The sequence below is a fragment of the Sinobacterium caligoides genome, assembly GCF_003752585.1.
Lineage (GTDB): Bacteria > Pseudomonadota > Gammaproteobacteria > Pseudomonadales > Sinobacteriaceae > Sinobacterium > Sinobacterium caligoides.
In genome coordinates, this window is the sequence record NZ_RKHR01000003.1 from 1,412,283 (window position 1) to 1,438,544 (window position 26,262).

At 55.5% G+C, this 26,262-nt stretch carries 27 protein-coding genes; 10 read left to right on the plus strand and 17 right to left on the minus strand.

Annotated features, from left to right (window positions below; genetic code table 11):
* Positions 1-4: 4 nt before the first annotated feature.
* Positions 5-562 (minus strand): hypothetical protein, encoded by a 558-nt coding sequence (locus EDC56_RS06380; protein ID WP_123711640.1) that lies wholly within the window; start codon positions 560-562, stop codon positions 5-7.
* A 154-nt stretch (positions 563-716) separates the two neighbouring features.
* On the opposite strand from EDC56_RS06380, the gene EDC56_RS06385 reads away from it, so the two are divergent.
* Complete coding sequence (locus EDC56_RS06385; protein ID WP_123711641.1) at positions 717-1,370, plus strand: pseudouridine synthase; 654 nt, start codon at positions 717-719, stop codon at positions 1,368-1,370.
* A gap of 58 nt (positions 1,371-1,428) precedes the next feature.
* Here EDC56_RS06385 and EDC56_RS06390 read toward each other — a convergent pair whose 3' ends face one another.
* On the minus strand, positions 1,429-2,235 hold the full coding sequence (locus EDC56_RS06390; RefSeq protein ID WP_123711642.1) for a sulfurtransferase: 807 nt from the start codon (positions 2,233-2,235) through the stop codon (positions 1,429-1,431).
* A gap of 111 nt (positions 2,236-2,346) precedes the next feature.
* Here EDC56_RS06390 and EDC56_RS06395 point away from each other — a divergent pair, with 111 nt between their 5' ends.
* Together EDC56_RS06395 and EDC56_RS06400 are read left to right on the plus strand one after the other, a co-directional pair.
* Complete coding sequence (locus tag EDC56_RS06395) at positions 2,347-2,859, plus strand: DUF2244 domain-containing protein (RefSeq protein ID WP_123711643.1); 513 nt, start codon at positions 2,347-2,349, stop codon at positions 2,857-2,859.
* Between the two features lie 94 nt (positions 2,860-2,953).
* A complete protein-coding gene (locus EDC56_RS06400; RefSeq protein ID WP_123711644.1) occupies positions 2,954-3,679 on the plus strand; it encodes a 16S rRNA (uracil(1498)-N(3))-methyltransferase in 726 nt (241 codons plus the stop codon).
* Positions 3,680-3,763: 84 nt separating this feature from the next.
* Here the strand turns inward: EDC56_RS06400 and ald are convergent, their stop codons facing one another.
* Positions 3,764-4,897, minus strand: coding sequence for an alanine dehydrogenase (gene ald, locus EDC56_RS06405; RefSeq protein ID WP_123711645.1), 1,134 nt, complete (start codon positions 4,895-4,897; stop codon positions 3,764-3,766).
* Between the two features lie 134 nt (positions 4,898-5,031).
* On the opposite strand from ald, the gene EDC56_RS06410 reads away from it, so the two are divergent.
* On the plus strand, positions 5,032-5,511 hold the full coding sequence (locus tag EDC56_RS06410; protein ID WP_123711646.1) for an Lrp/AsnC ligand binding domain-containing protein: 480 nt from the start codon (positions 5,032-5,034) through the stop codon (positions 5,509-5,511).
* Between the two features lie 93 nt (positions 5,512-5,604).
* On the opposite strand, the gene sat is transcribed toward EDC56_RS06410, so the two are convergent.
* From sat to EDC56_RS06435, 5 genes are all read right to left on the minus strand, one after another.
* A complete protein-coding gene (gene sat / locus EDC56_RS06415) occupies positions 5,605-6,801 on the minus strand; it encodes a sulfate adenylyltransferase (RefSeq protein ID WP_123711647.1) in 1,197 nt (398 codons plus the stop codon).
* Positions 6,802-6,868: 67 nt separating this feature from the next.
* Positions 6,869-7,486, minus strand: a complete 618-nt coding sequence (cysC, locus tag EDC56_RS06420) for an adenylyl-sulfate kinase (RefSeq protein WP_123711648.1) — start codon at positions 7,484-7,486, stop codon at positions 6,869-6,871.
* 171 nt (positions 7,487-7,657) lie between these two features.
* Entirely contained in the window at positions 7,658-8,836 is a 1,179-nt protein-coding gene (locus EDC56_RS06425; protein ID WP_123711649.1) for a sulfotransferase family protein, read from the minus strand.
* Between the two features lie 188 nt (positions 8,837-9,024).
* Entirely contained in the window at positions 9,025-10,140 is a 1,116-nt protein-coding gene (locus tag EDC56_RS06430; RefSeq protein ID WP_123711650.1) for a hypothetical protein, read from the minus strand.
* 149 nt (positions 10,141-10,289) lie between these two features.
* Entirely contained in the window at positions 10,290-10,469 is a 180-nt protein-coding gene (locus tag EDC56_RS06435) for a hypothetical protein (protein WP_148059337.1), read from the minus strand.
* A 116-nt stretch (positions 10,470-10,585) separates the two neighbouring features.
* Between EDC56_RS06435 and EDC56_RS06440 the strand changes: the two genes are divergently transcribed.
* The gene (locus tag EDC56_RS06440; protein ID WP_162844100.1) at positions 10,586-11,254 is read left to right on the plus strand and encodes a TetR/AcrR family transcriptional regulator; all 669 of its coding nucleotides are present in this window, start codon (positions 10,586-10,588) and stop codon (positions 11,252-11,254) included.
* A 29-nt stretch (positions 11,255-11,283) separates the two neighbouring features.
* Here EDC56_RS06440 and EDC56_RS06445 read toward each other — a convergent pair whose 3' ends face one another.
* On the minus strand, positions 11,284-11,742 hold the full coding sequence (locus EDC56_RS06445) for an Mpo1 family 2-hydroxy fatty acid dioxygenase (protein ID WP_123711653.1): 459 nt from the start codon (positions 11,740-11,742) through the stop codon (positions 11,284-11,286).
* 387 nt (positions 11,743-12,129) lie between these two features.
* Between EDC56_RS06445 and EDC56_RS06450 the strand changes: the two genes are divergently transcribed.
* Entirely contained in the window at positions 12,130-14,724 is a 2,595-nt protein-coding gene (locus tag EDC56_RS06450; protein ID WP_123711654.1) for a TonB-dependent receptor, read from the plus strand.
* A gap of 108 nt (positions 14,725-14,832) precedes the next feature.
* On the opposite strand, the gene EDC56_RS06455 is transcribed toward EDC56_RS06450, so the two are convergent.
* The 3 genes from EDC56_RS06455 to EDC56_RS06465 form a co-directional block, all read right to left on the minus strand.
* On the minus strand, positions 14,833-15,702 hold the full coding sequence (locus tag EDC56_RS06455; protein WP_123711655.1) for an HpcH/HpaI aldolase/citrate lyase family protein: 870 nt from the start codon (positions 15,700-15,702) through the stop codon (positions 14,833-14,835).
* A gap of 111 nt (positions 15,703-15,813) precedes the next feature.
* Positions 15,814-16,470: an NUDIX hydrolase gene (locus EDC56_RS06460; RefSeq protein WP_123711656.1), complete on the minus strand. Its 657-nt coding sequence runs from the start codon at positions 16,468-16,470 to the stop codon at positions 15,814-15,816.
* Between the two features lie 77 nt (positions 16,471-16,547).
* A complete protein-coding gene (locus EDC56_RS06465) occupies positions 16,548-17,009 on the minus strand; it encodes a MaoC family dehydratase (protein WP_123711657.1) in 462 nt (153 codons plus the stop codon).
* Between the two features lie 260 nt (positions 17,010-17,269).
* Here EDC56_RS06465 and EDC56_RS06470 point away from each other — a divergent pair, with 260 nt between their 5' ends.
* From EDC56_RS06470 to EDC56_RS06480, 3 genes are all read left to right on the plus strand, one after another.
* Complete coding sequence (locus tag EDC56_RS06470; RefSeq protein WP_148059338.1) at positions 17,270-17,476, plus strand: hypothetical protein; 207 nt, start codon at positions 17,270-17,272, stop codon at positions 17,474-17,476.
* 59 nt (positions 17,477-17,535) lie between these two features.
* On the plus strand, positions 17,536-17,814 hold the full coding sequence (locus EDC56_RS06475) for an acylphosphatase (RefSeq protein WP_123711659.1): 279 nt from the start codon (positions 17,536-17,538) through the stop codon (positions 17,812-17,814).
* A gap of 114 nt (positions 17,815-17,928) precedes the next feature.
* On the plus strand, positions 17,929-18,648 hold the full coding sequence (locus EDC56_RS06480; RefSeq protein ID WP_162844101.1) for a tRNA1(Val) (adenine(37)-N6)-methyltransferase: 720 nt from the start codon (positions 17,929-17,931) through the stop codon (positions 18,646-18,648).
* Here EDC56_RS06480 and EDC56_RS06485 read toward each other — a convergent pair whose 3' ends face one another.
* The 4 genes from EDC56_RS06485 to rhlB all read right to left on the minus strand — a co-directional run bounded on the left by EDC56_RS06485 (position 18,649) and on the right by rhlB (position 23,605).
* Positions 18,649-19,554, minus strand: coding sequence for a general secretion pathway protein GspB (locus EDC56_RS06485; protein ID WP_123711661.1), 906 nt, complete (start codon positions 19,552-19,554; stop codon positions 18,649-18,651).
* A complete protein-coding gene (locus EDC56_RS06490) occupies positions 19,554-21,329 on the minus strand; it encodes an ExeA family protein (RefSeq protein WP_123711662.1) in 1,776 nt (591 codons plus the stop codon). Before EDC56_RS06490 ends, EDC56_RS06485 begins: the two co-directional genes overlap by 1 nt.
* Before the next feature lie 87 nt (positions 21,330-21,416).
* On the minus strand, positions 21,417-22,142 hold the full coding sequence (locus EDC56_RS06495; protein WP_123711663.1) for a phosphorylase family protein: 726 nt from the start codon (positions 22,140-22,142) through the stop codon (positions 21,417-21,419).
* A gap of 71 nt (positions 22,143-22,213) precedes the next feature.
* Positions 22,214-23,605 carry an ATP-dependent RNA helicase RhlB gene (gene rhlB / locus EDC56_RS06500; RefSeq protein WP_425452456.1) on the minus strand — a complete coding sequence of 464 codons (1,392 nt, stop codon included), beginning with the start codon at positions 23,603-23,605 and terminating at the stop codon, positions 22,214-22,216.
* A gap of 362 nt (positions 23,606-23,967) precedes the next feature.
* Here rhlB and EDC56_RS06505 point away from each other — a divergent pair, with 362 nt between their 5' ends.
* A complete protein-coding gene (locus tag EDC56_RS06505) occupies positions 23,968-24,642 on the plus strand; it encodes an HvfX family Cu-binding RiPP maturation protein (RefSeq protein ID WP_123711664.1) in 675 nt (224 codons plus the stop codon).
* A 63-nt stretch (positions 24,643-24,705) separates the two neighbouring features.
* Here EDC56_RS06505 and EDC56_RS06510 read toward each other — a convergent pair whose 3' ends face one another.
* The gene (locus EDC56_RS06510) at positions 24,706-26,184 is read right to left on the minus strand and encodes an FMN-binding glutamate synthase family protein (RefSeq protein ID WP_123711665.1); all 1,479 of its coding nucleotides are present in this window, start codon (positions 26,182-26,184) and stop codon (positions 24,706-24,708) included.
* Between the last annotated feature and the right edge of the window lie 78 nt (positions 26,185-26,262).

The window sequence follows — 26,262 nt, forward strand, 5'->3', positions numbered from 1 at the left end:
TCACTTAACGCCTTAGCCGCTGTAGCCGTTGCTGCAGTGACGCTAAGCTCGGCTGTTGTGCCTGATACAGCTGCGTCCACTGGCTAACAATATCCCGCTCCAAGGCTGCCGTCAGCACCGCCGCCGTCTTAGGCATCTCCAGCAATAAGGCGATCTCTTCCCGCTCCTCATGGTGCTCCAACAGGTTCTTATAGCTGCGCTGCTTGTCGATCTCCTCGACAATCTGGCGCAGTGCCAACGGCGCTTGCATCGCAGACAAACGCGCCTCGACACGCTCGGCAAACTGCAGAATCTTACGATGCTCGGCCAGGTACAGGGTCGCCGGCCAGCGCCAACTGGCCTGCTGCTCCGCTGATACCTGTTCTAAATAACGGTCTTCGATCTCGGCATGACAGCGCAGCATCGCCACGTGCAGCTGCCAAAAGTCCAGCGCTAGACTCAGCTCACCGGCGACCAGCGATTCCTGCTGCAGTACTAACAGCTCATCCATGTAACGGTGATAGGCAGCCACCAACGGTGCCGCCGCGGTCTGCTGCAGATCGATCTGTAACGATGTATTCATCTTGCTCCAACCTCGTAGAATCCGCCCACTATACGCCGATTGCTGGCCCCAATCAGCGCCTAACGGCGCTATTATCCGCCACTGTCGTCGCCGTTATTAACACCCTTGCCGCGCTCTGGCATAATAGTGCCTGCTTTTTTAAGGTCTTTGATTTATGTCGCAACCCTATATCGTGCCGCCCTGCCATGAAGAGGTCGAGATCCTCTTCGAGGACGACTTCCTCTTGCTGATCAACAAGCCCTCGGGCCTGCTGTCGGTGCCCGGCCGCCTGCCGCAAAACAAAGACTGTATGATCACCCGCATCCAGCGAGACTACCCGACCGCCACCGTCGCACATCGACTCGATCTGGATACCTCGGGATTGATGATGGTGCCACTGTGCCGCGACGTGCACGCCGATCTGACTCGCCAGTTTCAGGCCAAGGCGATCAGCAAGAGTTATACGGCGCTGCTGTGGGGCGATATCGCCGAGGATGGCAGCATTGACCTGCCCATCGCCTGTGACTGGGAACGTCGACCACGACAGAAGATCTGCGCACAACAGGGTAAGCCCTCACTCACCCACTACCAGGTGTTAGAGCGCCACGGCGACCGCACGCGGGTATTGTTGAAGCCGGTCACCGGCCGCTCGCACCAGCTGCGTATCCACAGCCGTGAAATCGGCCACCCGATCCTCGGCTGTGACCTGTACGCCCACGACGAGGCCCTGGCCGCCGCGCCGCGACTAATGCTGCACGCGACGACGCTGAAGTTCACCCACCCGCTCAGCGGCGAGGTGTTCGACTGGCACTGCCCGCCACCGTTCTAGGTTTTCGAGCGACTGCTGAGACAGCTAGCCCTCCGTTAGCTAGTCCTCAGCTAAGTAACTAGTCCTCCGTTAAGTAGCTGCACCAGTCACTCCAGCTGCCCGGGTAGAGGCGTGGCGATGACTTGCCCGCCAGCGTCAGCGCCAGCAACGTCACACAGGCGGTGACGCCGGAGCCGCAGTAGACCACCAACTCATCATCCGCTGACAGCGACGCGAAGCGCGCCTGCTGCGGCTGTACCTCGCCCTGCTCGTTAGTGAGCCCCTGCCAGGGGTAGTTCAAGGCACCGGGGATATGACCGGCAACGGGATCGATCGGCTCCACCTCACCGTTATAGCGGGCCGCCTCTCGGGCGTCGATCAAGCTAAAGCGCGCCGGCACCGAGGCCACCAGTAACTCCTGCCGGCTCGCCACCATCGCCGGATTCGGCTCCGCCTGGAAGCGGCCGTTAGCCAGCGGCACGGGGGCGTCAGTGTCACAGACGCCACCGGCCGCCTGCCAGGCACGGAAACCGCCGTTTAGCAGCTGCACCTTATCGTGGCCAAAATAACGCAACAACCACCAGGCACGACTGGCGAAGGCGAGCCGGTGATCATCATAGAGCACCACCTCGGTGACCCCCTTGACGATGCCGAGACGCTCACAGAACGCCGAAAAATTAGCCGCCGTCGGCAGCGGGTGACGACCGCCGTGCGCCTCAACGGGCGACGATAAGTCACTCATCAAGTCGGCGTAGTACGCCCCCTGAATATGCCCCTCGGCATACAGCGCCCGCCCCTGCTCCGGCGCTGCCAACGAGTAACGGCAGTCGATGATGACGGTATCGGTACGGTGTTGCAGCGCTGCTGCATCGATCATAGGGGTCATAAGGGCCTCACAGTATTGCTGGTTATAAGCATCATTCGAAATACCATAAAATGGCGTCTAGCGGCGACACCGCGCTGCTAAACTTAAGGTATCTGATCGCGGGTAGAGGCTATGGTAACGATTAATCACAGCGAACACACGACGATGGTGATATTAGCCCCCAATCGTTCGATGAGCTGGCGCGCCACGCGCCTGCTGATGCTAGCGCTGAGCATCTTAACACTGGTCATCGCCGTGCTGTTCGGCCTCGCCGGTGCCTGGATTATCCTGCCCTTTGCCGGCCTTGAGGCCGCCTCGCTGTGTGCGGCGCTGTATTACGTCGCCCTCAAGCAGAGTGCCCGCCAGGTGATCTACACCAACAACGATACCCACACCCTCACCGTCGAGAAGGGCTGCGGCCACCCCGACCAGCGCTGGCAGTATGATCTCTACGACACCGCCATCGCCGTGGTCGAGCAGGAGCAGTCCTGGTCGCCCTTCACCATCAGCCTCTACGACAACGAACAGCGCCACTTGATCGGCGAGTTTCTCAACCACGACGACTGCGAGCAACTGATCAGCCAGTTGAAGAGCCTCGGTCTCTACGTGCGCAGCAGCGGCCAACAACACATCGTCGAGTTCTAGCCCCGGGCTACTTGCGGCGCTTTTCAGTCATCGCTGTTCTCTTCGCTGATTTCTCAGTACTATGCTCAGCGCCCTAATTGAGAGATGCCGCGTTGTGAATATTATTCTGTTGCACGAAGACGACTTTATCAGCCCGACGTGCGTCCGCCTGAGCGATCACCGGCTCACCCACATCCTCAAGGTGATACGCGCCAAAGAGGGCGACACACTAAAAGTCGGCCGCCTCAACGGCAAGCTCGGCAGCGGCCTCATCGAACAGCTCGACAGCGACAGCTGCCAACTCGCCGTAACATTAGAGCAAGCACCGCCACCCGCGACACCGATCACCCTGGTGCTGGCACTGTCACGGCCGAAGATGATGCGGCGTATCTACCGCATGGCCGCCGAGTTTGGTCTAAAAGAACTCTATGTCATCAACAGCTACAAGACCGAGAAAAGCTTCTGGCAGAGCCCGGTGGTCGAAGCCGACACCGTCCACCGCTATCTGCTGGAGGGCCTAGAGCAGTGTGTCGACACGGTGTTGCCGACGGTGCATTTCAAGCCCCGCTTCAAGCCCTTCGTCGAGGATGAGCTGCCCGCCATCGCCACCGGCAAGCGCGCCCTCGTCGCCCACCCCGGCGACCACGCGCCCTGCCCCATCGCGGTCAAGGAGCCGATGATTCTCGCCATCGGTCCCGAGGGCGGTTTCATCCCCTACGAGGTCGACAAGCTGGTGGAAGCGGGCTTTGAGACCGTCAGCCTAGGCCCACGTATTCTTCGGGTCGAGAATGCCGTCAGCACACTCACCGCCCGACTCTACGACGGTGCCTGCGACCGCTAAATAAGACATAAAAAAAACCCACCCAGTCAGCGACGGGGTGGGTTTCTTACCTGATCGCCTAGGCGGCGATCAACACGGTGCCGATTAGGCAGCCACGGAAGGGGTGCAGAGTGCGCTGGCACCTTCGACGAAGGCATAACCTAGCGCCTCAGCCACTGGTCGATTAGTGACGTGACCGTCGTGTACGTTCAGGCCGGCCATTAGGTGCTCGTCATCCAGCAGCGCCTGCTTGGCACCCTTGTTAGCCAGTGCAATGGCAAACGGTAGGGTGGCATTGGTCAGCGCCATGGTCGAGGTACGTGCCACACCGCCCGGCATGTTGGCGACACAGTAGTGCACCACGTCGTCGATGACGTAGGTCGGATCCTGGTGTGTGGTGGCATGCGAGGTCTCGAAGCAACCGCCCTGATCGATGGCCACATCGACCACGACCGAGCCCGGCTTCATGCGGGCAATCAGCGCCTTAGAAACCAGCTTCGGTGCCGAGGCACCAGGGACCAATACCGCACCGACCACGAGGTCAGCAGCCATCGCATATTGCTCGATTGCATCACCGGTCGAGTAGATGCACTTGATGCGGCCTTCGAACTGATCGTCCAGCTGGCGTAGACGCGGTAGCGAGCGATCGACGATCGTCACCTCGGCCCCCATGCCCATCGCCATGCGTGCAGCATTGACACCGACCACACCGCCACCGATTACCAAGACCTTGGCAGGCTCGACACCGGGTACGCCGCCGAGCAACATGCCATTACCGCCCTGCGCCTTCTCCAGCTGGTGTGCACCAGCTTGAATCGACATACGGCCGGCCACTTCACTCATCGGTGCCAACAACGGCAGGCCACCACGAGCATCGGTGACGGTCTCATAGGCGACACAAGTCGCGCCACTGGCGATCAGTAGCTCAGTCTGAGTAGGATCCGGGGCAAGGTGTAGATAGGTGAACAGTAGCTGGCCAGGGCGCAACATCTTGCACTCTTGCGGCTGTGGCTCCTTCACTTTGATGATCATCTCGGCGCGCTCAAAGATCTCTTCCGCCGTCGCGACGATCTCAGCACCGGCACTCTTGTAGTCAGCATCGCTAAAACCGACGCCGGCCCCGCCATCGACCTGCACCATGACGCTATGGCCATTAGCGACAAGCTCTTTCACGCCCGCCGGTGTTAGGCCAATACGGTACTCATGGTTTTTTATCTCTTTTGGGACACCTATAAGCATAACGATCTCTCTTCTATCTGTTTTGTAGTTGATAGAACCAGTATATTAACTATTTGGCAGGTGTTTTTTCTTATCTTAAACAGTATTATTGACCATCAACTATTTTTTAACCGATAAACAGAAGATTTCACTGTATGACGACGCCGAAGATGACATTGAGCCGTATCGACCGCAACATCCTCCGTGAACTGCAGCAAGATGGGCGCATCAGCTATGCCGAACTGGCGAGGCGAGTCGGACTGACCACCACCCCCTGTATCGAGCGAGTAAAGAAGCTCGAGAAGGCCGGCGTCATCCAGGGCTATCAGGCGATCCTCAACCCCGAGGCCCTCGATGCCGGTCTCGTGGTGTTCGTACAGGTGCGGCTATCGCGGACGAGCCAAGACAACTTCGAGGATTTCCGCCAGGCGGTAGTGCGCTTAAAAGAGGTACAGGAGTGCTATCTGGTATCCGGCAACTTCGACTATCTAATTAAAGCCCGCGTCGCCGACATGCACGCCTACCGAGAGCTGCTCGGCGAAACACTGCTCACCCTGCCCTTCGTCAATGAGTCGACCAGCTACGTTGTAATGGAAGAGCTGAAAGAGACACTATCGCTGAACTTACCCAGCTAGCCAGACGCAAACAGCCCCCGCCAGCAAGACTGACGGGGGCTGTTATACACAGGCGATCGTCGCCGACGCCGGGGCGCCCGCGCGGATACTCGCTTAGGCCTGCGTGCTGCGGTAGTAGTCCATCAAGATCTGTGCGACCTCGGGACGAGAGAACTCTGGCGGCGGCGCAATGCCGTTGCCCAATAGCTCACGTACCTTGGTACCGGAGAGCAGGATAAAGTCATCTTTGCTGTGATCCGGCGCATCCTTCATCATCACCACCTTGTCGAGTTTCTTCGAGTAGGCGGTGTGATCGGCGCGGTAGATCTCGATCGCCAAAGCATCGGCCGGTACCTTCTCGTCGAAGATCGCCTGCGCATCGAAGCCACCGTAGTAATCGCCAACACCGGCGTGGTCACGGCCGACGATGAAGTGGGTGCAGCCACAGTTTTGACGGAACACGGCGTGCAATACCGCCTCACGTGGGCCGGCATAGAGCATGTCGAAGCCGTAGCCCGTCACCATCACGGTGTTCTCTGGGAAGTAAACCTCGACCATCTTGCGAATGCAGTCATCGCGGACATCGGCGGGGATATCGCCCTTCTTCAACTTACCCAGCAACATGTGTACGAGGATGCCATCGGTGCCCAGGTCTTGCTGCGCCATGCGGCACAACTCTTCGTGGGCGCGGTGCATCGGGTTACGGGTCTGGAAGGCTACGACCTTCTCCCAGCCACGCTCGGCAATCTCATTGCGAATCTGCACCGCGGTGCGGAAGGTGTCGGGGAAGTCGGTGGCGAAGTAGGAGTAGTTCAACACCTCGATGCTGCCAGAAACAACCTGGCTACCGAGGTTGGTAAAGGTCGCTACACCGGGGTGTTCGGCATCGTCGGTACCGAAGATCTCGGTCGCCATCGCCACCAGCTCCTGTTTGCTGACGGGCTCGATCGCCTCTACATCCATCACCGCCAACACCGGATGACCTTCGACATTCGGGTCGCGCAAGGCGATACGCTTGGCACCGGCAATGGCAATGGCACTAACATCGTCGGTCACGTTCAGAATCGGCACAGGCCAGAACAGACCGTCGACGGTGTGTAGGCTCTCGGCGACACTCTTGGCATCGGCAAGATTCATGTAACCGGTGAGCGGATTGAAGTAACCGGCACCCAGCATGACGGCATTCGCCGCCGCCGCCGAGTTTAATAGCAGTGACGGCAGCGTCTCTGCTTCGGCAACGAGGGCCGCGTGTTTTTCGCTATCGTAGACAAACAGCGGATTGAGCTGCTCAGAACCGTGGGGATTGATCATTACTAACTCCAAAACTAGGCCGGCCGCCGCGTACGCGACAGCTGCAGGTATAACGTGGGGATAAAGATTAAAGGTTTAAGATGCCACGCTCTTCGAGCAGGTTAAGTAGAGTTTCTACCTCTTGCTCTAGCGTCATCTCATGGCTGTTGAGTACCAGCTCGGCATTCAACGGCTCTTCATAGGGGTCGGAGATACCGGTGAAGTTAGGGATCTCGCCAGCACGAGCCTTCTTGTACAAGCCCTTCGGGTCACGCTCTTCGGCGACCGCCAGCGGCACCTCAACATAGACTTCGATAAAGTCCATGCCTGACTGATCGTGCAGCTCACGCACCAGGTCACGGTCGGCGCGATAGGGGCTAACGAAACTCGATAGCGTGATCACACCGGTATCGACGAACAGCTTCGACACCTCGCCGATGCGACGGATATTTTCGGTGCGATCTTCGGCGCTAAAGCCCAGATTCTTATTGATACCCATGCGAATATTATCGCCATCGAGGCGATAGCAGAGCTTGCCTTTGGCGGCGAGTGCCTGCTCGAGAGCAACGGCGACAGTACTCTTGCCACTGCCTGACAGACCAGTAAACCATAACGTGGCTCCCTTCTGCCCAAGCATACGGTTGCGGTCATCGCGTGAAATCTCACCGTCGTGCCAGTGTACATTGGTTGCTTTTTGTTCAGCCATTACTGCCCTACTCCAATTATTACAATTTGTCCCATGACGGTGACCCCGCCGCATTAGATTTCGCGACGTATTCTAGCGCAATTTTCCCCGCAAGTCCTGCCCACTGTACTGGCCATGGCGACATAATGTTATTTCCTTCGCCACGCTCGGAACAAAAAACAACACCGATGCCTAACGGTTGACGATAAAGGCCTGACGATAATCGTTAAACTGCTCAGACAAGCCCTGCTCTGTTAGACCAAACTGCTGCAGCGTATAATGGTGCGGAGCGCGATCTTCACGTTTATTCGCCTGCCGCCACTGGCGCATCTTCTCCAGCGCCGACTCACTCGCCTGCATACCGACAAACTCATAGATAGCACGCGCACAGCCCTGCGCATCCGTCGTCGTCTGATCAAACCACAGGTCGAGAAAAGCTTCAGGGTACTGCGCACGTACCGCCATGGTATGGCGCATACCGCGGGCGAACTTGTCGCTCCACTGGCGTGCGATCTCTTGGTCGTCCACCGCTTCACTGTTCATCGCCCACAGCGTGCTATTGAAGCTACAGATAGAGGGTATCGTCTGTAACGGATCGCGGTGTGTCTGTACCACTTTGGTTCCGGGGAATACCTCTAATAACGTCTGCATATGATGCAGGTGATGCGGCGATTTCAACAGCCAGCGCTCGGCATTCGGGTTGACGCCACTTTTCTTCTTCTGCCACTGTAAGAATTGCAGCTGTCGCCTCAAGTATTGATAGCCGGGCGTGTTGTCCGCCTCGCTCAACCAGTCACCGTAGCCCGGTATATTGCAGAAGGCCTCCGGCGTGGTACTGAAGAACGAGTGTTCCAACAAGATAATTTCCTCGTCGGCGGCACCAGCCTCCAGCGGATGAATCGCCGCCAAGCCAGGGCTGACCTCCAAGATGGCCTCGACATCGAGCTCCGCCTGGGGAATTCGGGCATCGTTTTCAGTAGTAAAGTCCCAGTCTCTCGCCGGTGCCGGGTAGTGAATTTCATACCACAGCGGCGAATAAAAGCGTTCATCACACGCCATGGTGCGTTGCAACATGGTGGTGCCGGTACGCGGCAAGCCGACGATCACCACCGGTGCCGCGATCTGCTCATCGAGAATTTCGGGGTAGCGTTGACAAAAGTCCTGCAGCTGTAAGCGATTTACCAACGCGTTAACAACCCGCTCATGCTGCATCTCTCGCCCCAACTCGCTCAATTTGGCCTCAACTTCTAGGGCGTGCAACAAGACACGCAACGGTGCCTCAAAGGAATAATCACCAAAGTTATCCAAGCCCGCCCGCTGTTTCGCCTCTGCGACAACACTGTCAAAGCTAAAATCAATCCTCGCTGTCATATTAAGCTCCTTCTATTTATTTTTATCTTTGGTTATTTTTTAATATTTTCGTTTGCACTAAATTCGTTTTTAAGACAATCACCTTTAAAACAATCGTTCTTAAGACAATCGTTCTTAAGACAATCGCTCTTAAAATAATATTTTTTAATCAACTGCTTTAACAAACCACTTTTAACTTCTCACTTTAATCAACTGGCCTCTAATAACTCGGTGACTTTCACGACACGCATTGTCGGATCGGGAAATTCTTTAGCACCAATCCAACGAAAACAAGCCGTGCCCAGTGCGTGCCCTGCCGTGCTCAAAAAGTTATCCACGGCGATCGGCTGCTGCGCCACCACAATAACCACGCGACCATCATCGCCAACCACGGCGCCGTGTTTATTTAGGTGTATCTGCTGATAACGGTAATCCAGCGACTCCATCCAATAATTATTCAACTGAAAGTTCCAGTTATCACAAGTCGGGATATAATCGCACTCGATTAACAACGCCTCATCGTCCTCGAGCTGCCAGAAACTGAAATAATAGTGAATATTGGCATCGCCACCGACACTCTGACACCAGGCCTGCTGCCAGGGGGCAAAGCGATTAATATGCGGCAGACAGCGCTGCGACCAGTCGGCAAATAATTGTGCTGTACCCTGTACGAAGGCAGCCGTCGCCTGCAGGCTCGAGGCAACATCATGTGCCGTCATTGGCTTCGGCACCGCCGCACCGTCGAGACGTGTAATCGTCAACTCGGCAATATGCTCACTGTTGCGGTCGAGAAAGGTTTGCCTGACGATGACGGTGCGCGTCGCCTCCGTCATCGGCAGCCAGTTCTGTTCACGCGACCGGGTGCTGACGACTAACTCGAAGCGCCCCTCGTCATCCAAGACAATGTCACTATCATCGATAAAGCCGGTCGGCTCGTTCTTACCATCCTCACCATAGCCACCGGCCTGAGTACCAAAGCTCAGGTACGCTACGCTACCGCGCGCGCCCTTGATCACATAGTCATAGCGGCCGTCGAGCTCCGCTCGCTGATAATAGTTATCGGGGTTGTCAGCGCCGATCTTAGCCGTCTCATGGGAAGGCCGATAGAAACTCGGAAAGCTACGATCACCGCTCTCCATAAACATATCAAGACCAATGCGCGTCAGCCGAGTCAGGTAACGATAACCTTCCGCCCGAGTCTGTTCGTCGGCCGGTATCTCCGGGCGCAAGATTGCCTCACCGGCCCGTTTTAGTTGCTCGCAGAAATCATTCCACGCCTGCCCCGAAACGATCTCTGCCGTCTCTGTTGCCTCTACTTTCGACATCCGCCCTCCTAAAACACTGCCTACATTCATCACTGACGAAACGTTAATCGCCTGCAATCGCTGTAACAAACTACCAGTGCCTTATAGTGACGCTATTTCCTACTTAGCTCTTCACCCAGCTGGGTGGAGCTGTACTATGCTGAGAAACATTAAAAAAAGCCTCCCTCACGCATGATCGCCAGCACAATACTAACGACAATGAGCAGTGGCAGCCAACGAGTTACTTTAGCGGTTTTTTCCGCGCTCATCGGCGTGGTAAAACGCTCAACAAGCATCACCATGAAAAATAGCGCGACAAAAAGACCGATAATTATTAATAGTAGTTTCACACCCACCTCGCACTAATAAACGAAAACTTCGCAAATAAACATGACGCTAACCGCCAAAAGCAGTTTATTATGTTTAAATTAGAATAACAGAAGAACGTCGATGTAAGGATGTTAACGTGGCAAAGCAACAAACCAGCATAGAATATCAAGGTCGTAAGGTCCGGCGCCCCAAGGGCGAGGAGCGTAGGCTTGCCATCTTAGAGGCCACCCTGCGCATTATTTCACGTGAGGGGGTCAAGGCCGTTCGTCACCGCGCCATTGCCAAAGAGGCCGACGTGCCCCTCGCTGCCACCACCTACTATTTCAAACAACTCAGCGACTTAATCACCGACGCCTTCAACCTCTTTGTCGAACGCGCACAGATCAATCAAGCCAAACTGGAAAAAAACAGCTTCGATGCGCTAAAGTCATTTAGCCTTGAACAACTCTCAGAGAGCAAGAATAAAACCCTGCTCGCCGACATGCTCGCCAAGCAGTTCTGCCGCCACATCGGTGAAGAGGTCGATCGCCGAGCGGAACGCGTGATCGAAAACGCCTTCCGCTTCGAGGCGACGATCAACCCGCAACTGCGGCAGATTACCCACCTACCAAACCAGAAAACTATCCATAGTATCTGCCAGTTCTACACCATACTCGGTTCTACCGATCCCAGCTCAGATGCCACTATCCTACACAGTGTCATCTTACAGCTAGAGTATCAAAACCTACTCGCCGATGAATTCGACTATGAACGAACCTATCGCACGCTAAGACGCACCATCGATCGCAGCTTAGGCTTGCTCTAGGCTAAATAGCTACGATAACAGTCACTCGACTAGCCTTTAATCGCTCGCCACAAGCCGTCAAAGACCCACGCCGGTCCCACTAACAAGAACAAGATGTCCTTAAAGAAAGAGGGCTTCACCCCTTCTATTTTATGACCAACAAACTGCAATACCCAAGCCACGATAAAAATGGCCAGAGAAAGCTGCCACAGCAAAGCCGTCTCTACCGCTAACCAGGCAATGGCCGCCACACAGGCAAGACTAAATAGCAGCAGCGCCACAAAGAAGCGCAGCCCTAGCGTCGCATAGAACACCATCACCAACACCAATATTAACGTTGCCCAATTCAGCCAAGCATAAGGTTGCATCCAGCTCATCTGCGGTAACGCCCACAGCAAACCGGCGATCGAAAAGTAAATCGCTGGTACTGCGACCTTATGAATAAGTTGGTTAACGCGGTTGCGATGACTTTCACCGTACTCGCTAAACCAGGATTCGGCACTGCGCATATTAAGACTCCGTAATATATTTCGTTGTTATTTTTTGTCATTTTGAACGCAACCCCTCCTGCACCCCTTCCCTAGGCAAGAGAGTTCGCCAGCTGGAGAGCGATGACGTTCCGCTAGACTAGCTAGCGAAGCGCCGCACGTCAACATAATGAGACTGACGTACCAGTAGACGGCAATGTCACTACTATGCAATACTTTGCATATCTGATGAGTTAAATATAAATGTTAGAAAAGTATTTTTTCTTCACTATATGTTAGGTACTCTATCGGAAGGTTATAGGTGAATACCTTACCAATAATAAAAACTTGCTAAAAATAACAACTACTAAATAGTGTTAACTCAGACTCTTGAGTCAGCACTACTGCTGTGGATAGGGGACGATATCAATGCAGTTTAATCCGATTTTTAAGCCAAGCTTGCTAGCAGTGGCCGTGGCGCTTAGCAGCCAAGCTAACCTGTCATATGCGCAAGACTCCGAAATGCTGTTAGAGGAGGTTTTGGTTACCGCGCAGAAGCGTAGTGAGAGCTCGCAGCAGGTACCCATCAGTATGCAGGCCTTCGGTTCCGAGTTTCTAGCCACCACCGGTGTCAAAGACTTCTCCGACCTCGACCAGTACACCCCCGGCCTTACCGTTAACGCCGGCCAGGTGACTCAGCCTAACTTTGTGATTCGTAACATCGGCACCAGCGCCTTCGGTATCGGTACCGATCCCGCCGTCGGTATCTACATCGATGGTGTCTATTCCGGCCGCTCCGGTGCCGCACTCATGCAATTCACCGACATCGAGCGTGTCGAAATCCTCAAGGGGCCACAGGGTACCCTGTTTGGTCGTAACAGTGCCGCCGGTGCCATTCAGGTGGTCACTAAGCGCCCAGAAGAAGACTTCGATGCGATGGCTCGCGTCCGCGCGGGTAACTACAATAAGCAGCTCGGCGAGTTCATGATCAACACCCCCGTCGCCGACACCGGTGTGGCCATTCGCTTGAACGGCCTGGTGAATAAGCAAGACGGTTACATCGATAACGAAAACGGCCACGACCTCGGTAACCAAGACGATAAGAGCTTCCGCTTTGGCGCTGCCTGGGATGTCACCGAGAAGACCGAGATTCGCTACACCTACGACTACAACAAGGTCGATCAGGACGCGCAGACCAAAATCAATATCAACCAAAACTCCGGCGTCAACTCCGATGCGATCTTCGCCTCACTGGTCGATCCCGACAGTACAGCGCTGGCCGGCTATACCGCCATCGACCAAGCCAAGGCTGATAACCCTTGGGACATTACTGTCAATCACGACGTTACCGAGAATCGCGAGTCACGCAAGATCGGCGGCCACAACCTACAGGTACTGCACGACCTCGACTTCGCCACGCTACGCTACGTCGCCTCTTACCGTGACTTCGAGTCCCAGAACAAGGGTGACTACGACGGCACTAACAACACTAGCGGCTATGTCGACACCGAGAACGCTGAAGATAACAGCCAGATCTATCAGGAGCTGAACCTAAACGGCGAATTCGACGACATCAGCTGGACCGTCGGCGCCAGCTATTACAGAGAAAAGGGCGAGCAGGATAACTATGTCGGCAGCTACACCGACACGACCAAAGGCCTAATCTCGCCAATACTGCTTGCCCAGGCTACTGGCATTCATGGCGCTCCTGTCACCGACTTAGCGACAGCGGTTAACGTCTTTGCGGGGGCAGCAGCAGCGGCAGAAGCCGGTGTTGCAGGGCTGATCGCAGCCGGAGCACCACAAGAGGTGATTGACCTCGCGATCGCCGACGCCGAAGCCGCCGCTGGCGGTGCCGCTGCCTCTAGCATGATCGGTTACGTACCTAACGGTGCATACTGGACAGAAAACATTCACAACGAAGCAGAGACTGTCAGCACCGCCATCTACGGTGATATCACCTGGCAGGCAACCGAGAAGCTGGCGATCACCGCCGGTGCCCGTGCCACTTGGGACAAGAAGGAGTTCAGCTGGACCAACGAATGTAACAACATCATTAGCCCCGCTTTCCAAGACATAAGCGCCCAAGCTGGCCAGCCTATTAGTGCCGCTCAAGGCCAGCAGCTTGCCTGTAGCCTCGATGTCGCCTATCAGGCCGACCAAGCGGTACCCGCTGCTTATAAAAATGGCACTCTCGAGACCGACGCCAGCTGGAGCGACCTCAGCCCACGCTTGGTAGTCGACTATCAGTTACTCGATAACGCCCTCGTCTTCGCCTCGTTTACTCAGGGCTATAAGGCCGGTGGTTTCAACTCCCTCGAGGTCGGTTCCCAGTACGACCCCGAGTACGTTGATAGCTTCGAGATGGGTTTGAAGTCGCAGTGGTTCAACAACAGCTTGCGCTACAACACCTCGCTGTTCCACTACAGCTACACCGACAAGCAGGATACTACGCTGGTCGCCGCCGCCAATGGTGGTACCGCACGCTACATCACCGAGACCGGCGATGCAGAGGGTACCGGCCTTGATACCGAGTTAGTGTGGGCGGCAAGCAGTAACCTACGCTTCAGCTTTGTACACAGCTATATCCACTCGGAGTGGGTTGACCGCACCCAGGGCACACCGGGCGAGCCTGGCTTTATCGATCTTGAAGGGCAGTACCTCGATGGACCGAAGCATCAGGCTAACGTCGCTGTGGACTACGATATCGAGCTCGGCGATGCCGGCCGTATCGCGCTACACCTCGACCACTCTTACGAGAGTGCCGCCAAGACCAACGATGCTTCGAGCACTGAAAAGTTCAACGTCGACTACGATACCCTCGGTGACGAACGTCACTTCACCAACGCACGCGTCGCCTGGTACTCACCAGAGGAGAACTTCGAGGTGGCACTGTGGGGCGAGAACATCTTCGGTAACGAGTATGTCTCTGGCTACAGCCAATTCATTGGTCTATTCCCAACCGATACCGTGACCTTGGACAAGCCGCGCTACTACGGTGCCGAGGTGGTATACCGCTACTAAGCGACGCCTTACATAACCGTTAGACAGTAAAAAGCCGAGGCCTACGCCTCGGCTTTTTCGTTTTCAGCTCCCACATTCAACGAGCATCGCTGCAAACGGACTCGCCTGCTAAGGTGCCGACGCGATCAACTCCGCCATGGCGATGACGCGCTTCGCCTCCTCGACATGCAGACACTCGATCAACTTACCATCCAGTACCGCCACCGCCTTCGACGCCGACGCAGCCTGCTGCCAAACAGCTAATAACCGGCGCGCGTGATCGACAGCTTCAGCGCTAAAGCCAAAGCTATCATTAGCCGCCGCGATCTGCCGCGGGTGAATCAAACTCTTGCCGTCAAAACCAAAGTCCCGCCCCTGTTCACAGACGGTAACCAGCCCTGCCTCATCGTCAAGGTCAAGATGCACCCCGTCGATGACATCGATGCCGGCGAGGCGCGCGGCGATTACACAGCGGCTGAGCGCATAGTGAAAGCCGGCGCGATCGGCAGTATGGCGCAGCCGCAACTCCTTGGCCAAGTCCGAGGTGCCCATCATCAACACCGTCAACCGTGGCGAGGCCGAAGCAATCTGCAGCGCATGCTCCACCCCCAACGGTGTCTCCACCATTGCCCACAGCGTCATCGTTTCATCGGCGCCGTAACGCTCGAGCAGTTCCACTGTGGTGGCGATCTGTTGTGCCGATTCCACCTTAGGCAGGCAGATCGCATCGGCCTGCGACTGCGCCACCGCCTCGATATCATCGCTAAACCACGGGCTATCGAAGCTGTTGATACGGATCACCAGTTCACGGCGACCATAGCCACCGCCGGCGACAGCCTCGATCACCGCCGTCCGCGACGACGCCTTCACCTCAGGGGCACAGGCATCTTCTAGGTCGAAGACCACACAGTCGACGGCCAGCGTCTTCGCCTTTTCCAGCGCGCGGCTGTTCGAGCCGGGCATATACAATACCGAACGACGCGGTCTAAGTTGATGCATATTATTATCCTCAAAAAATTGGCCAACGCGATAGCCTCTCAGTGTAAACAGCTCGCTAACGCTTGGCGACTCCGGTGACAATTAAAAGAAAGAAGGGCGATATGGCCACGGTTAGCCGTCGATATAGTCACAGATGCCGTCGACCATCCAGCAACGGTGCTGTCGCCCCGGGGCAAACAAATCGAGGCTCTGATAACCGGCATCTTCATGATAGAGAAAGCCAAGGCGCTGCTGGTCGATGGCCAGCCGCGGCTGATAACGACGCACACCACGCTCGCCTAATTGCGCGAGAAAAGTATGTGCCTGCTGATGCGTCGCGATCTGACTGAGACAGATATAGGTCGGCGGCAGCATCGGCAGATCACCTGCACGATGTTGCGCCAGCGCCTGTTCCGCAGGTAGCCATCGATAATCAGTAATTTCGCTATCGTCGATGACCACCTCCTCACAACCAACCACGGCGACAAAAAACCAAGTAGTAAAACGCTTGGTACTTCCCTCTGGTGCTGTCCAATGGGCAAAGGCGGTGAGTTGACTCGGGGTCAACACAAGCGCCGCCTCCTCTTGGCACTCGCGCACCGCCGCTAAGCGGGCCTGCTCAAGCTCACCCTCGACGACCTGATCGACGGGGTCGACCTTGCCGCCGGGAAAGACCCAGGCGCCGGCGGCAAAATTCAGTGCCTGATTGCGCTGTAACAGCAGCGTCTCCAGCACACCATCACGCTGACGCAACACGACGACTGTCGCCGCCGGAATAAACTTCGACATCGCTTATATACTCATTCATTGATCGACGCTGCTGTTCGGTATCACAGCAGATAGCACCGGCTCGTCTTCGGAAAGAACTATTCCTCGGGGAAGTAGCGGCTGATCGTATTAATTACGCAGCCCGGACGGTCTTGCCCCTCGATCTCAACGGTCACCCGTACCGTCGACTGTACCGCACCCTTGATATGCTCAATCTTCACCAGCTCACCGCTGCCGCGCACCCGGCTACCGACCGGTACCACGGCCGGGAAACGGATGCCTTCACAGCCATAGTTCACGCCCATCTTAATGCCTTGCACATCAATAATCTGCGGTAGGAACAGGTTGACCAGCGACAAGGTCAGGTAACCGTGGGCAATACAACCGCCAAACGGCCCCTCTTTCGCCCGTACCGGATCGACATGGATCCACTGATGATCACCGGTGGCCTCGGCAAATAAATTAATGCGTTCCTGGTCGATCAACAACCAATCGCTGTGACCGAGGTGCTGTCCTACCGCGGCCTCCATGTCTAACGGCGTCTTAAATACAGTCGTCATCTTCTCTACTCTATATTTTCAGGCTTTATTATTGAAAGCGAATATTGACAGACTCGAGCGCCAAACCGTTTAGCACCGAGCATGATAATTACTGTCCGCCAGTCTAGCACCTTTACTCACCGCGCTAAGAACCCAGATGGGTTAACCTACCGCACAAAAATATATAGTAATGCTTGCCTGTTGCCGTCACCGCTACCACACTCAAAGAGGCAACTTTATCGCGATATATCCTTAAGCAGTTCAATCTGAGGGGGGTGATTTTGTACAACGGCTGGGAAACACACTTAGTGAAGACGGCGATTAAAAAACGCCTCGAAGAGGTGCGCTCAGAGCTCGTCAATACGCCGTTGAGCTCCATGCATAAAATCATGGAGTTAAAGGCCGAAATCGAGAAGAACGAAATCATGCTCGACAAGCTTAACGCCGCCGCAGGCCTTGGCAGTACGCCGGCAGATAGCTGTAACTAAACCCCAAATATCACCGTGTGTGATCTCGCCATTAACCTCGACCGTTAAGGGGCTAAGTCATGACAAATACAATGGGCACCATTCACGGGGTCATCAGCGGCAAGGTACAGGGCGTCTGGTACCGACGTTTTGTAGAACATGAAGCGGGACTCTACGATATCCACGGCTACGCCAAAAACCTTGATAACGGCAGCGTGGAGATCATGCTCACCGGTGAGGCCGAGCAGCTACACGAGATGGTCAAGCAACTGATAGTCGGCCCCGAAAACTCACGCGTCGATAAAATAGAGATTACGCCGCAGCGTTATACCGAGCTCGAGGGCTTTCAAATCCTTTAACGGTGACGACGCGAGTACTCCATCCGCCCGCCGCTGACAGAGATTTCATACACAGACTCTACTGCGACCGAAAATAGCGCTACAATCGCCTACCCTCAATCACGTGCGATGACGATGTCTCTGTTTCAGCTTCAACAGTTCTCTCTACAACAAGATCATGCGGCAATGAAAGTCTGTGGCGACAGCCTGTTATTCGGCGCCTCTCTACCGATCCGTGGTGGCGAGTCGATCATCGATATCGGCGCTGGCACGGGTATCTTATCGCTGATGGCACTACAACAAGGGGCCGCAACCGCTACCGCCGTTGAGATTGACGAGGCCACCGCCAATGAGTGCCAGGAAAACTTCCTACGCAGCCCTTGGCACGGTCGGCTGCAGTGCGTCTGCGACGACATTCAGACTTATCGCAGCGATAGACGCTTCGACCTGGTGATCTCCAACCCCCCCTTCTTCGCCAACCAGCAACGCTCGACACAGGCCTCGCGACGCACTGCTCGCCACACCGACAGCCTGCCTTTTGCTCAGTTAATCAGCGCCGCCGATAGACTGCTGCACAAGCAGGGCCTGCTCTGCCTGCTGATTCCTCACTACGAAATCGACACAATCGTCGCACTCTGTGGACAACATGGTCTGCAGCTGCAGCGCCAGATCAGTATCCAAGGCCGGGCCGAACTACCGGCGAAGGTTGCTATCCTGTGGTTTCAGCGACGCGCTACCGCTGCCGAAAAGCAGACGATTATTATGTATCAGCGAGGTGCCGAGTACAGCGGCCAGAGTCGCCAACTCCTACAAGACTACCTACTGCGTTTTGCCCAGCAACCCAATAACGGATGACTAGCCCTGCCAGCTCTGCATCGCCGGCAGACGGAACTCGGTGCCCTGGTAGTCGAGTAAGATGCTATTAGGGAAGATCTCCAGCAACTTAAAGCCTGCGGAGATACTGTCACCACGATAGCGCTTCTGACCGTTGAGAATGACAAAGCCCTTGTCGGCACGGCTCGAATATATATGGGCACTGTACTCAATCGCAGGAATCGCCTCTTGCTGCCGTAAGCTCAACTGCTCAATCGTCGGTGGCAGCTTTCGCAGATCCACCTTGGCCTTGGGCTGCGCCTCACGCAACAAGCGATCGATCTGCTCCGCGCTTAGCGCCGACTCAGGCTCTGCAGCCTGATCAGATTGCACTGGCTGAGCTAGCGCCTCTTCATGCTGACGATAGAGCGCCGAAACCTCGGCCTCTAATGGCGCTGCCTCACTGCTTGCTCGTCCATCCTGATAGAGCGCCTCGACCGCCGACACGACCGGTGTCGGCTCGGGTGATGACACACCTTCCGAGATCGCTGCCACTGCAGGCTGCGGCGCTAACAACGGCGTATTTTCCGGCTCAACAACGAGATGCTGCGAGCTCGCCTCGGGCGCCACGTTGGTCGTTGCCACCTGATCAACCTGCTCCACCTTTATGGTCTCCGCTGGCGGCATACGCTCTGTCGTCACAGGGGCTACCACAACAACCTGCTCAGCGACAACAACCTGCTCAGTGGTCTCCTTGCTCAGCTGTTGATAAGTGATAAACAGCCCGACTATCAGCAATAGAACAGCAACAGCCAACAGTAGCTTCAACGCTACCGGCCGAGAGCTAACCGGCGGCCCCGTTGGGACTGGTGCCCTGGGCTCGAGTGTCGGCGCGTGACCACTGCGTTCCTGCTCCGAGCGGTTTAACGCATCGAGGATATACGACATTAATGTGTCTCCTGTGCCGGATTAGCAGTCACCGCTAATGCAGCTTTCGGCGGCAGACTAACAACATCACTCAGCAGCTTGGTCGGATAGATTGTTTCATTGAGCCGCAGCAGCGTATTGACCCCCACCACACCATCGTCCTTTAAATCACTATGACGCTGGAACAACTTCACCCGCTGCTGCAGTGGCCGGTTAAACACATCCTCCGTCAATGGCTGTGGCTGCTGATCAAGATCGGCAAAAGCCTTAGCTAACCAACTCACCATCGCGCCCCGTGCGCCCAGGCCGATAGGCTTCTGGTAGCTATCGGGCTTGCGCCAGACAATCAAGGTCTCGCCCCCCCACAACTCACCTAAGCTCAACAGCGGCATACGCTTTGGCTTACCGTCGACCAGCAGTATCGCCTGACCAGCCTCGATGCCGATCAACACGGCATAGCTTTCGCCTCCTTGACGCTGCAATATCATCGGCCGATTAATCTGCTTAACTGCCCCCCAGTGTTTCACCGGCTGTGCTAGACAAGAAAGTCCGTGACGACTGAGCGAGGCACAATCGCTAACGTTAAAACCGCTCCCCAAGCCACTGTAACCCAGTAGCGACGTCAGCGCCGAGCCAAGCTCCGGCTGCCATACCGATGCTGCAGCAACAGGCGGCACAGCCTCTATCGTCTCGTTAGTCGCGCTTACCGGCACCGAGGAGCTAGCCATATTGTCAGCGACCAATACAGGCTCCGCCGCTGTGGCTGACACCGGCTTCGACTTCTGTGCCACCTGTTTCGCCCCCTTGTTCGGTAATGCTTGCACCTCTGCCACGGTCGCAGGCACACTTTTCGATACCGCCTCATCGAGGCTCGACCACCAGAGCAACGCGATCGCCAGCGCAGCTACTGTTGCCGCTCCGGCCACCAGCCAGGGCGCACGTGACGTCTGACTAGAGTTTTCTGGACGATGCTGTAACGCCTCTTTTCCCAATACCTCACGAGCGGCGGCGCGCAGCGTCGTACTATCCACACTCAGCTTGTGTTGGGTATAAGCGCCTAGCAGTGCACGATCACAGAGAACGTTGATCAAACGCGGTACACCACCGCTGTAGCGATAGATTTCTCGGCACACCTTTGCCGAAAACAGCTGTTCCCCGGACTCGACCCCGGCCACCTTCAATCGATGCACAATATAGTGTTGCACCTCTTGTTGCGGCATCACATCGATATGAAAGCGGGCAGTAATACGCTGCGCTAACTGTCGCAATTCCGGCCGGGCCAACAGCTGTTGTAACTCAGGCTGGCCAATTAAAATAATCTGCAATAGCTTTTTATTATCCGTCTCGAGATTCGTCAGTAGACGGATCTGCTCCAACGTCTCGAAAGGCAATAACTGCGCCTCATCGATCATCAATACGGTGTTGCGGCCCTTGGCATGATTGTCCAGTAGATAGTGATGAAGGACATCGTTGAGCTCTTTCAGCGTCGGCTCATCAGAGATATAGGCTAGCGATAGCTCCTCACAGATTGTCGCTAACAATTCTAGCGTGGTTTGGTACGGATTAAGAATAAAGGCGATATCTGTGTCGTCGGGCAGCCGCTGCAACAGACTACGACTGATCGTCGTCTTACCGGTGCCGACCTCTCCTGTCAACATGACAAAGCCACCACTGCCACTAACACCATATAACAGGTGCGCCAAGGCCTCACGATGACGCTCGCTCATATAAAGATAACGAGGATTTGGCGCGATGGAAAAAGGCGCCTCGGTGAGACCAAAATAACGGCTGTACATTGCTGGATCCGACCCGTGTTATTACTGTGTTTTGAACACTATTATGCCCAAGCGCCGCGACAAATGCGATGAGCTGTCAGTCAACGGTTAATTTTCCCTGGTAATAAGCTCTTGTAGTAAAGCATATAGCTTGCCACTTAACGCCTGTACCGACCGCGCCAAATTTTCCTCAAAGACTGCCCCTGCATCGTGGTCGACTTTGACCGGATTGGTTACAGCCTTCAAGGCAATAAACGGCACAGAAAAATCTTCGCACAGACGGGCAATGGCCGCCGCTTCCATCTCCTTAATATCGCTACCGAGCAACTGCAGCTGCTGCAGATCTGCCGCACACACATCTAACGAGTTGCCACTGCTCAAACAACCGCCTGCCAGTGCCAACGATTCGGCAATAGCGGCATCAAAGAACACCGGGTAGCGCCCCAAGCCATAGTCGGCAAACTCCGCCAGCGGAATACGGTGGTCATGATAACAGATGGGTTGATCAACCCAGAGTACGTCGGCGACTTGCAGCAGCGGGTTCACCGCGCCACAAGTACCGGCAGAAATCAGCAAGCTGGGCTGATAACCCTGCAACACGATATAGGCTGACACCGCCGCGGCCTCAGTGGCAATGCGATCAACAGCATAGCGCTGATCCTTACCGTTGACGCTGATGATCAGCGGTAGACCGGCCATCGTCGCCTGATAGAGCTCTATCGGCAACGGTGAATCCACTGCCAGCCGTTGTGCTGCACACTGCTGTAAAAAAGGCTCCGCCTCTGCTCGCATAGCGAACATGATCGCGATAGGCTGCGTCGCACGCTCATTCATAATCACTCTCTCGGCAGAGCCCCTCGACGAACCGACCTACTGGCGCTCCGTGCCCTCCCCCGCCTTACTGGTTAATGGCGGGGGAGCAGCGCTTCTGGCGGCTGCTGACAACCTAATTTTTCACCCAACAGCTTTTCTAAGTCAGGCAGTAAGAAGACGTCGGTCTCGCCGGCAAAGGTATAAGCTGTACCGGTACTGCCGGCACGGCCGGTGCGGCCAATGCGGTGCACGTAATCCTCTGGATCTTCCGGCACATCAAAGTTGACGACATGGCTGATACCGTCCACATGAATGCCGCGACCTGCAACATCGGTGGCCACCAGGATGTTAATCTCATTGCTTTTAAACTGTTCCAGGGTACGAGTCCGCTTGTTCTGCGGCACCTCACCGGAGAGCATACCCACGTTGAAGCCCGCGCGTTTGAGGCGCTCTTCCAGCCAACGGGTGGTATCACGTCGGTTGGCAAAGATGATAATACTCTTCACATCTGGCAGTTTCAGTATGTTCTTCAGCAGCGGCAGCTTTTCCCTCGACTCCACCAAATAGACCAGCTGCTCCACCGTATCGGTGGCAACATGCTCCGGTTCAATCTCTACAACGGTGGGATCCATCGTCCACTGGCTCGCCAGATTCAACACGTCCTGGGTAAAAGTCGCGCTGAATAACAACGTCTGACGATCTTCCCGCTTAGGCGTGCGTGAAATGATCCGCTTCACATCCGGGATGAACCCCATGTCCAACATACGGTCAGCCTCATCGATGACCATAATTTCCACCATGTCGAGGTGCAGGTCACCGCGCTTGTGGAAGTCGAGTAGACGACCCGGTGTGGCGACGATAATATCGACCGCCTGACGCTCAACTTTCTTCAACTGTTTGTCATAGTCGACGCCGCCAATCAGGGCAACAGCATTGAGGTCCATGTACTTCAATAATTTACTCGCATCATCGGCGATCTGTACCACCAGCTCACGCGTCGGTGCAATAATCAACGCCCGCGGCTCGCCAACGTAACGCTCCTCAGTCAGCGGATTATTAACAAAGTCATTAATAATCGTGATGAGAAACGCCGCCGTCTTACCTGTGCCGGTCTGCCCCTTACCGATCACATCGAAGCCCTGCAAGGTATCCGGTAGCGTCTGTGCCTGAATTGGTGAACAATATTCATACTTCAGGTCGGCAATAGCATGCATCAGCTCGACGGGCAGGTTAAGGTCGTGAAAGCGTGTCTTACCCTCGGCAGGCGCGACAACATATTGCGATAAGTCCCAGGGCTTATGACGATGCGGAGCCCGCTTACGCTTGCGATGGGTATTCGCTTCCGGCTTGCCCTGCTCACTCGCCTTAGCGCCCGAACGAGATTTCACTGCAGCGGGTTTTGTTTCACTCACAGCGCGTGCCGGAGTCGCGGCTGCAGCGGCTGGTTTTTGGCTGGCTCCCTTACCGAACAATTTTTTAATCAATGTATTTTCCTTCGTCGAGCAGCATGGCGAGAGTCTCGCATCGGCCCCAATGTTAACCGCGGCCACTCGAGGCACAAATCGGCAATAAAAATTTTTGCCTATTCTATAGACAATCGACGGGCTTTACACCGAAAGCCCGCAACTTTCTTACCCACTCTGTCATGTTACTGGCGCAAGTCAGCAATAGACGGCTATTTACAGCGACGATTCAATATCTCGCAACGAAAAAAAACGCAACTTTTCGTTCTCGCCTCTGTCGAAAAACTACGAGTAGACTCAAAACACCACCCTCCGTTACCGACCGCTGTGCGGTAACCAGGGTTTTGAAACACCCATTACAATACTGCAAGCTGGAAAAAACTATGGAAAGTTTAGTCAGAAACTACTACCACTGCCGCCAAAAAATTCTCGCCCTGCTAGCGCCGCTCTCCGCTCTCACCGCGCTGGGTATACGACTCTATTTGGCGCCGATATTTATCGCTGCTGGGCTACATAAGCTTTATCACCTCGACGATATCGCCAGTTGGTTTGGTAACCCTGACTGGGGCCTCGGTCTGCCCGCGCCGATGCTGATGGCCATGCTCGCGGCAATCACCGAATTGGTTGGCGGCGTCCTGCTCGCCATCGGCCTGATGACTCGCTGGGCGACACTGCCACTGATCATCACCATGTGGGTCGCTATCGTCAGCGTCCACTGGCCCAACGGCTGGTTCGCCATCGCACCGAGCAATCCGAGCACCAGCACCGCCGCCGTGCTGGCTCCACTCGGCTTTCCCGGAGCGCGCGAAAGCTTGCATAATAGCGAAGAAGTCGCCGATCGTTTAACAGCCGCCAACACCTTGCTCGAACGCCACGGCCACTATGACTGGCTGACCGCGAAGGGGAAGTTTGTGATATTGAATAACGGCATCGAGTTTGCCGTCACCTACCTGCTGATGTTGCTCAGCCTGCTCTTTAGCGGCGGTGGCCGCTACGTCAGTATCGACTACTGGCTGGCTCGGCATTGGCAGCGACAATACCCAGGGCTAAAGGCCTAGCACACTACGCAACAGCGCCATGCACGGGCCAGTAATGCGGAGACAATCCATCAATCAGCAACGCTAATGTAACGGCTGTTTATTAGGAAACAGTTCATCACCCCGCATCGACAGGCCGTGCTCGGTGACGATGCGCACATGCTGTCGCTGTAATTGTCTCGGCTCTTTCACGCCACAGGAGTGGGCGATCATGCCGATCTCATAGCTCAGCTGCCGTGCATAGTTGGTGACCCGTGCTGTTTTGTCGATAACATCGAGACCACGTTGCAGCTTCTTATCCTGTGTTGCTACTCCGGTAGGGCAAGTATTCTTATTACACTGCAGCGACTGGATGCAGCCGAGGGCGAACATAAAACCCCGGGCAGAAACCACGAAGTCGGCACCGACACAGAGCGCTAAAGCCGCCTCTGCCGGGTTAATCAGCTTGCCCGAGGCAATCACCTTCACCCGCTGTTTCAGTCCCGCCTCCACCAGCTTATCGCAGAGCATCGGTAGCGATTGACGAATCGGCATGCCGACATAATCGATCAGCGACTGCGGCGCCGCGCCGGTGCCGCCATCGGCGGAGTCAACGGTGATAAAATCAGGGGCCGAGGCCTTGCCCCGGCGCAGGATTTCCTCCGTCAGCTCTTCCAGCCAACGGTCATCACCCAGCACCGTTTTAAAACCGACCGGTTTACCCGTCAACTCACGGATTTCCTCAATACGATCGAGCAGCTCAGCCACCGAGCCAATATCGGGGTGGCGGTTCGGGCTGATTGAGTCCTGCCCCTCCGGAATACCTCGCAGCGCCGCGACCTCCGCCGTCACTTTACCAGCAGGCAAAATACCGCCCTTGCCGGGCTTCGCCCCCTGCGACAACTTAAGTTCAAACATTTTCACCTGCTCACGAGCAGCGAGCGCAAGCAACTTCTCGTGTGATAGCTTGCCCTCATGATCCCTGACGCCATACTTGGCGGTACCAATCTGCACCACGAGGTCAGCACCGCCGTCGAGATGATAGGGGCTGACGCCCCCCTCACCGGTGTTCAACCAACAACCTGCCAGCTTGGCACCACGCGATAACGAGGTCACCGCCACCTGCGAGATCGCCCCGTAGCTCATCCCTGAGATATTAAACAATGAGGCTGTACTGTAAGGCGTTCGACAGCCCTCACCGATGGTGACCACCGAGGGCTCGAGACTGTCTTTCTTCATCGTTGGGAAGGGTGCGCAGATAAACAGTGGTGTACCAGACTGTGTAATGTTGCGCGTAGAGCCGAAGGCCACCGTCGTATCGACATTTTTCGCTGCACGATAAACCCAGGCCCGCTGCGCACGGTTGAAGGGCATCTCTTCTCGGTCCATGGCAAAAAAGTACTGACGAAAAAAGCCCCCTAAGTGCTCAAACCAGTAACGAAAGCGCCCCACGACGGGGTAGTTCCGCCGAATAGCATGGCGGTGCTGACGCACATCGATAACATAGGTGATCGCGATGCTCACCAATAACACGAACAGCAATAACAGGAAAACATCGGTGATAATATCAATAACGGTACTCATTTATTCACCCTCGCGCCAAGGCAGCAATTGTATACATAGTTTTATTCCCTAGGGAGAGTATACTGCCGGCGCTGTCAA

What these genes read in the sequence shown, in the direction of transcription:
- EDC56_RS06380 (WP_123711640.1), bottom strand. Translation starts at nt 562, where the DNA reads ATGAATACATCGTTACAGATCGATCTGCAGCAGACCGCGGCGGCACCG.
- EDC56_RS06385 (WP_123711641.1), top strand. Translation starts at nt 717, where the DNA reads ATGTCGCAACCCTATATCGTGCCGCCCTGCCATGAAGAGGTCGAGATC.
- EDC56_RS06390 (WP_123711642.1), bottom strand. Translation starts at nt 2,235, where the DNA reads ATGACCCCTATGATCGATGCAGCAGCGCTGCAACACCGTACCGATACC.
- EDC56_RS06395 (WP_123711643.1), top strand. Translation starts at nt 2,347, where the DNA reads ATGGTAACGATTAATCACAGCGAACACACGACGATGGTGATATTAGCC.
- ald (WP_123711645.1), bottom strand. Translation starts at nt 4,897, where the DNA reads ATGCTTATAGGTGTCCCAAAAGAGATAAAAAACCATGAGTACCGTATT.
- EDC56_RS06410 (WP_123711646.1), top strand. Translation starts at nt 5,032, where the DNA reads ATGACGACGCCGAAGATGACATTGAGCCGTATCGACCGCAACATCCTC.
- sat (WP_123711647.1), bottom strand. Translation starts at nt 6,801, where the DNA reads ATGATCAATCCCCACGGTTCTGAGCAGCTCAATCCGCTGTTTGTCTAC.
- cysC (WP_123711648.1), bottom strand. Translation starts at nt 7,486, where the DNA reads ATGGCTGAACAAAAAGCAACCAATGTACACTGGCACGACGGTGAGATT.
- EDC56_RS06425 (WP_123711649.1), bottom strand. Translation starts at nt 8,836, where the DNA reads ATGACAGCGAGGATTGATTTTAGCTTTGACAGTGTTGTCGCAGAGGCG.
- EDC56_RS06430 (WP_123711650.1), bottom strand. Translation starts at nt 10,140, where the DNA reads ATGTCGAAAGTAGAGGCAACAGAGACGGCAGAGATCGTTTCGGGGCAG.
- EDC56_RS06445 (WP_123711653.1), bottom strand. Translation starts at nt 11,742, where the DNA reads ATGCGCAGTGCCGAATCCTGGTTTAGCGAGTACGGTGAAAGTCATCGC.
- EDC56_RS06450 (WP_123711654.1), top strand. Translation starts at nt 12,130, where the DNA reads ATGCAGTTTAATCCGATTTTTAAGCCAAGCTTGCTAGCAGTGGCCGTG.
- EDC56_RS06455 (WP_123711655.1), bottom strand. Translation starts at nt 15,702, where the DNA reads ATGCATCAACTTAGACCGCGTCGTTCGGTATTGTATATGCCCGGCTCG.
- EDC56_RS06460 (WP_123711656.1), bottom strand. Translation starts at nt 16,470, where the DNA reads ATGTCGAAGTTTATTCCGGCGGCGACAGTCGTCGTGTTGCGTCAGCGT.
- EDC56_RS06465 (WP_123711657.1), bottom strand. Translation starts at nt 17,009, where the DNA reads ATGACGACTGTATTTAAGACGCCGTTAGACATGGAGGCCGCGGTAGGA.
- EDC56_RS06475 (WP_123711659.1), top strand. Translation starts at nt 17,536, where the DNA reads ATGACAAATACAATGGGCACCATTCACGGGGTCATCAGCGGCAAGGTA.
- EDC56_RS06480 (WP_162844101.1), top strand. Translation starts at nt 17,929, where the DNA reads ATGTCTCTGTTTCAGCTTCAACAGTTCTCTCTACAACAAGATCATGCG.
- EDC56_RS06485 (WP_123711661.1), bottom strand. Translation starts at nt 19,554, where the DNA reads ATGTCGTATATCCTCGATGCGTTAAACCGCTCGGAGCAGGAACGCAGT.
- EDC56_RS06490 (WP_123711662.1), bottom strand. Translation starts at nt 21,329, where the DNA reads ATGTACAGCCGTTATTTTGGTCTCACCGAGGCGCCTTTTTCCATCGCG.
- EDC56_RS06495 (WP_123711663.1), bottom strand. Translation starts at nt 22,142, where the DNA reads ATGAATGAGCGTGCGACGCAGCCTATCGCGATCATGTTCGCTATGCGA.
- EDC56_RS06505 (WP_123711664.1), top strand. Translation starts at nt 23,968, where the DNA reads ATGGAAAGTTTAGTCAGAAACTACTACCACTGCCGCCAAAAAATTCTC.
- EDC56_RS06510 (WP_123711665.1), bottom strand. Translation starts at nt 26,184, where the DNA reads ATGAGTACCGTTATTGATATTATCACCGATGTTTTCCTGTTATTGCTG.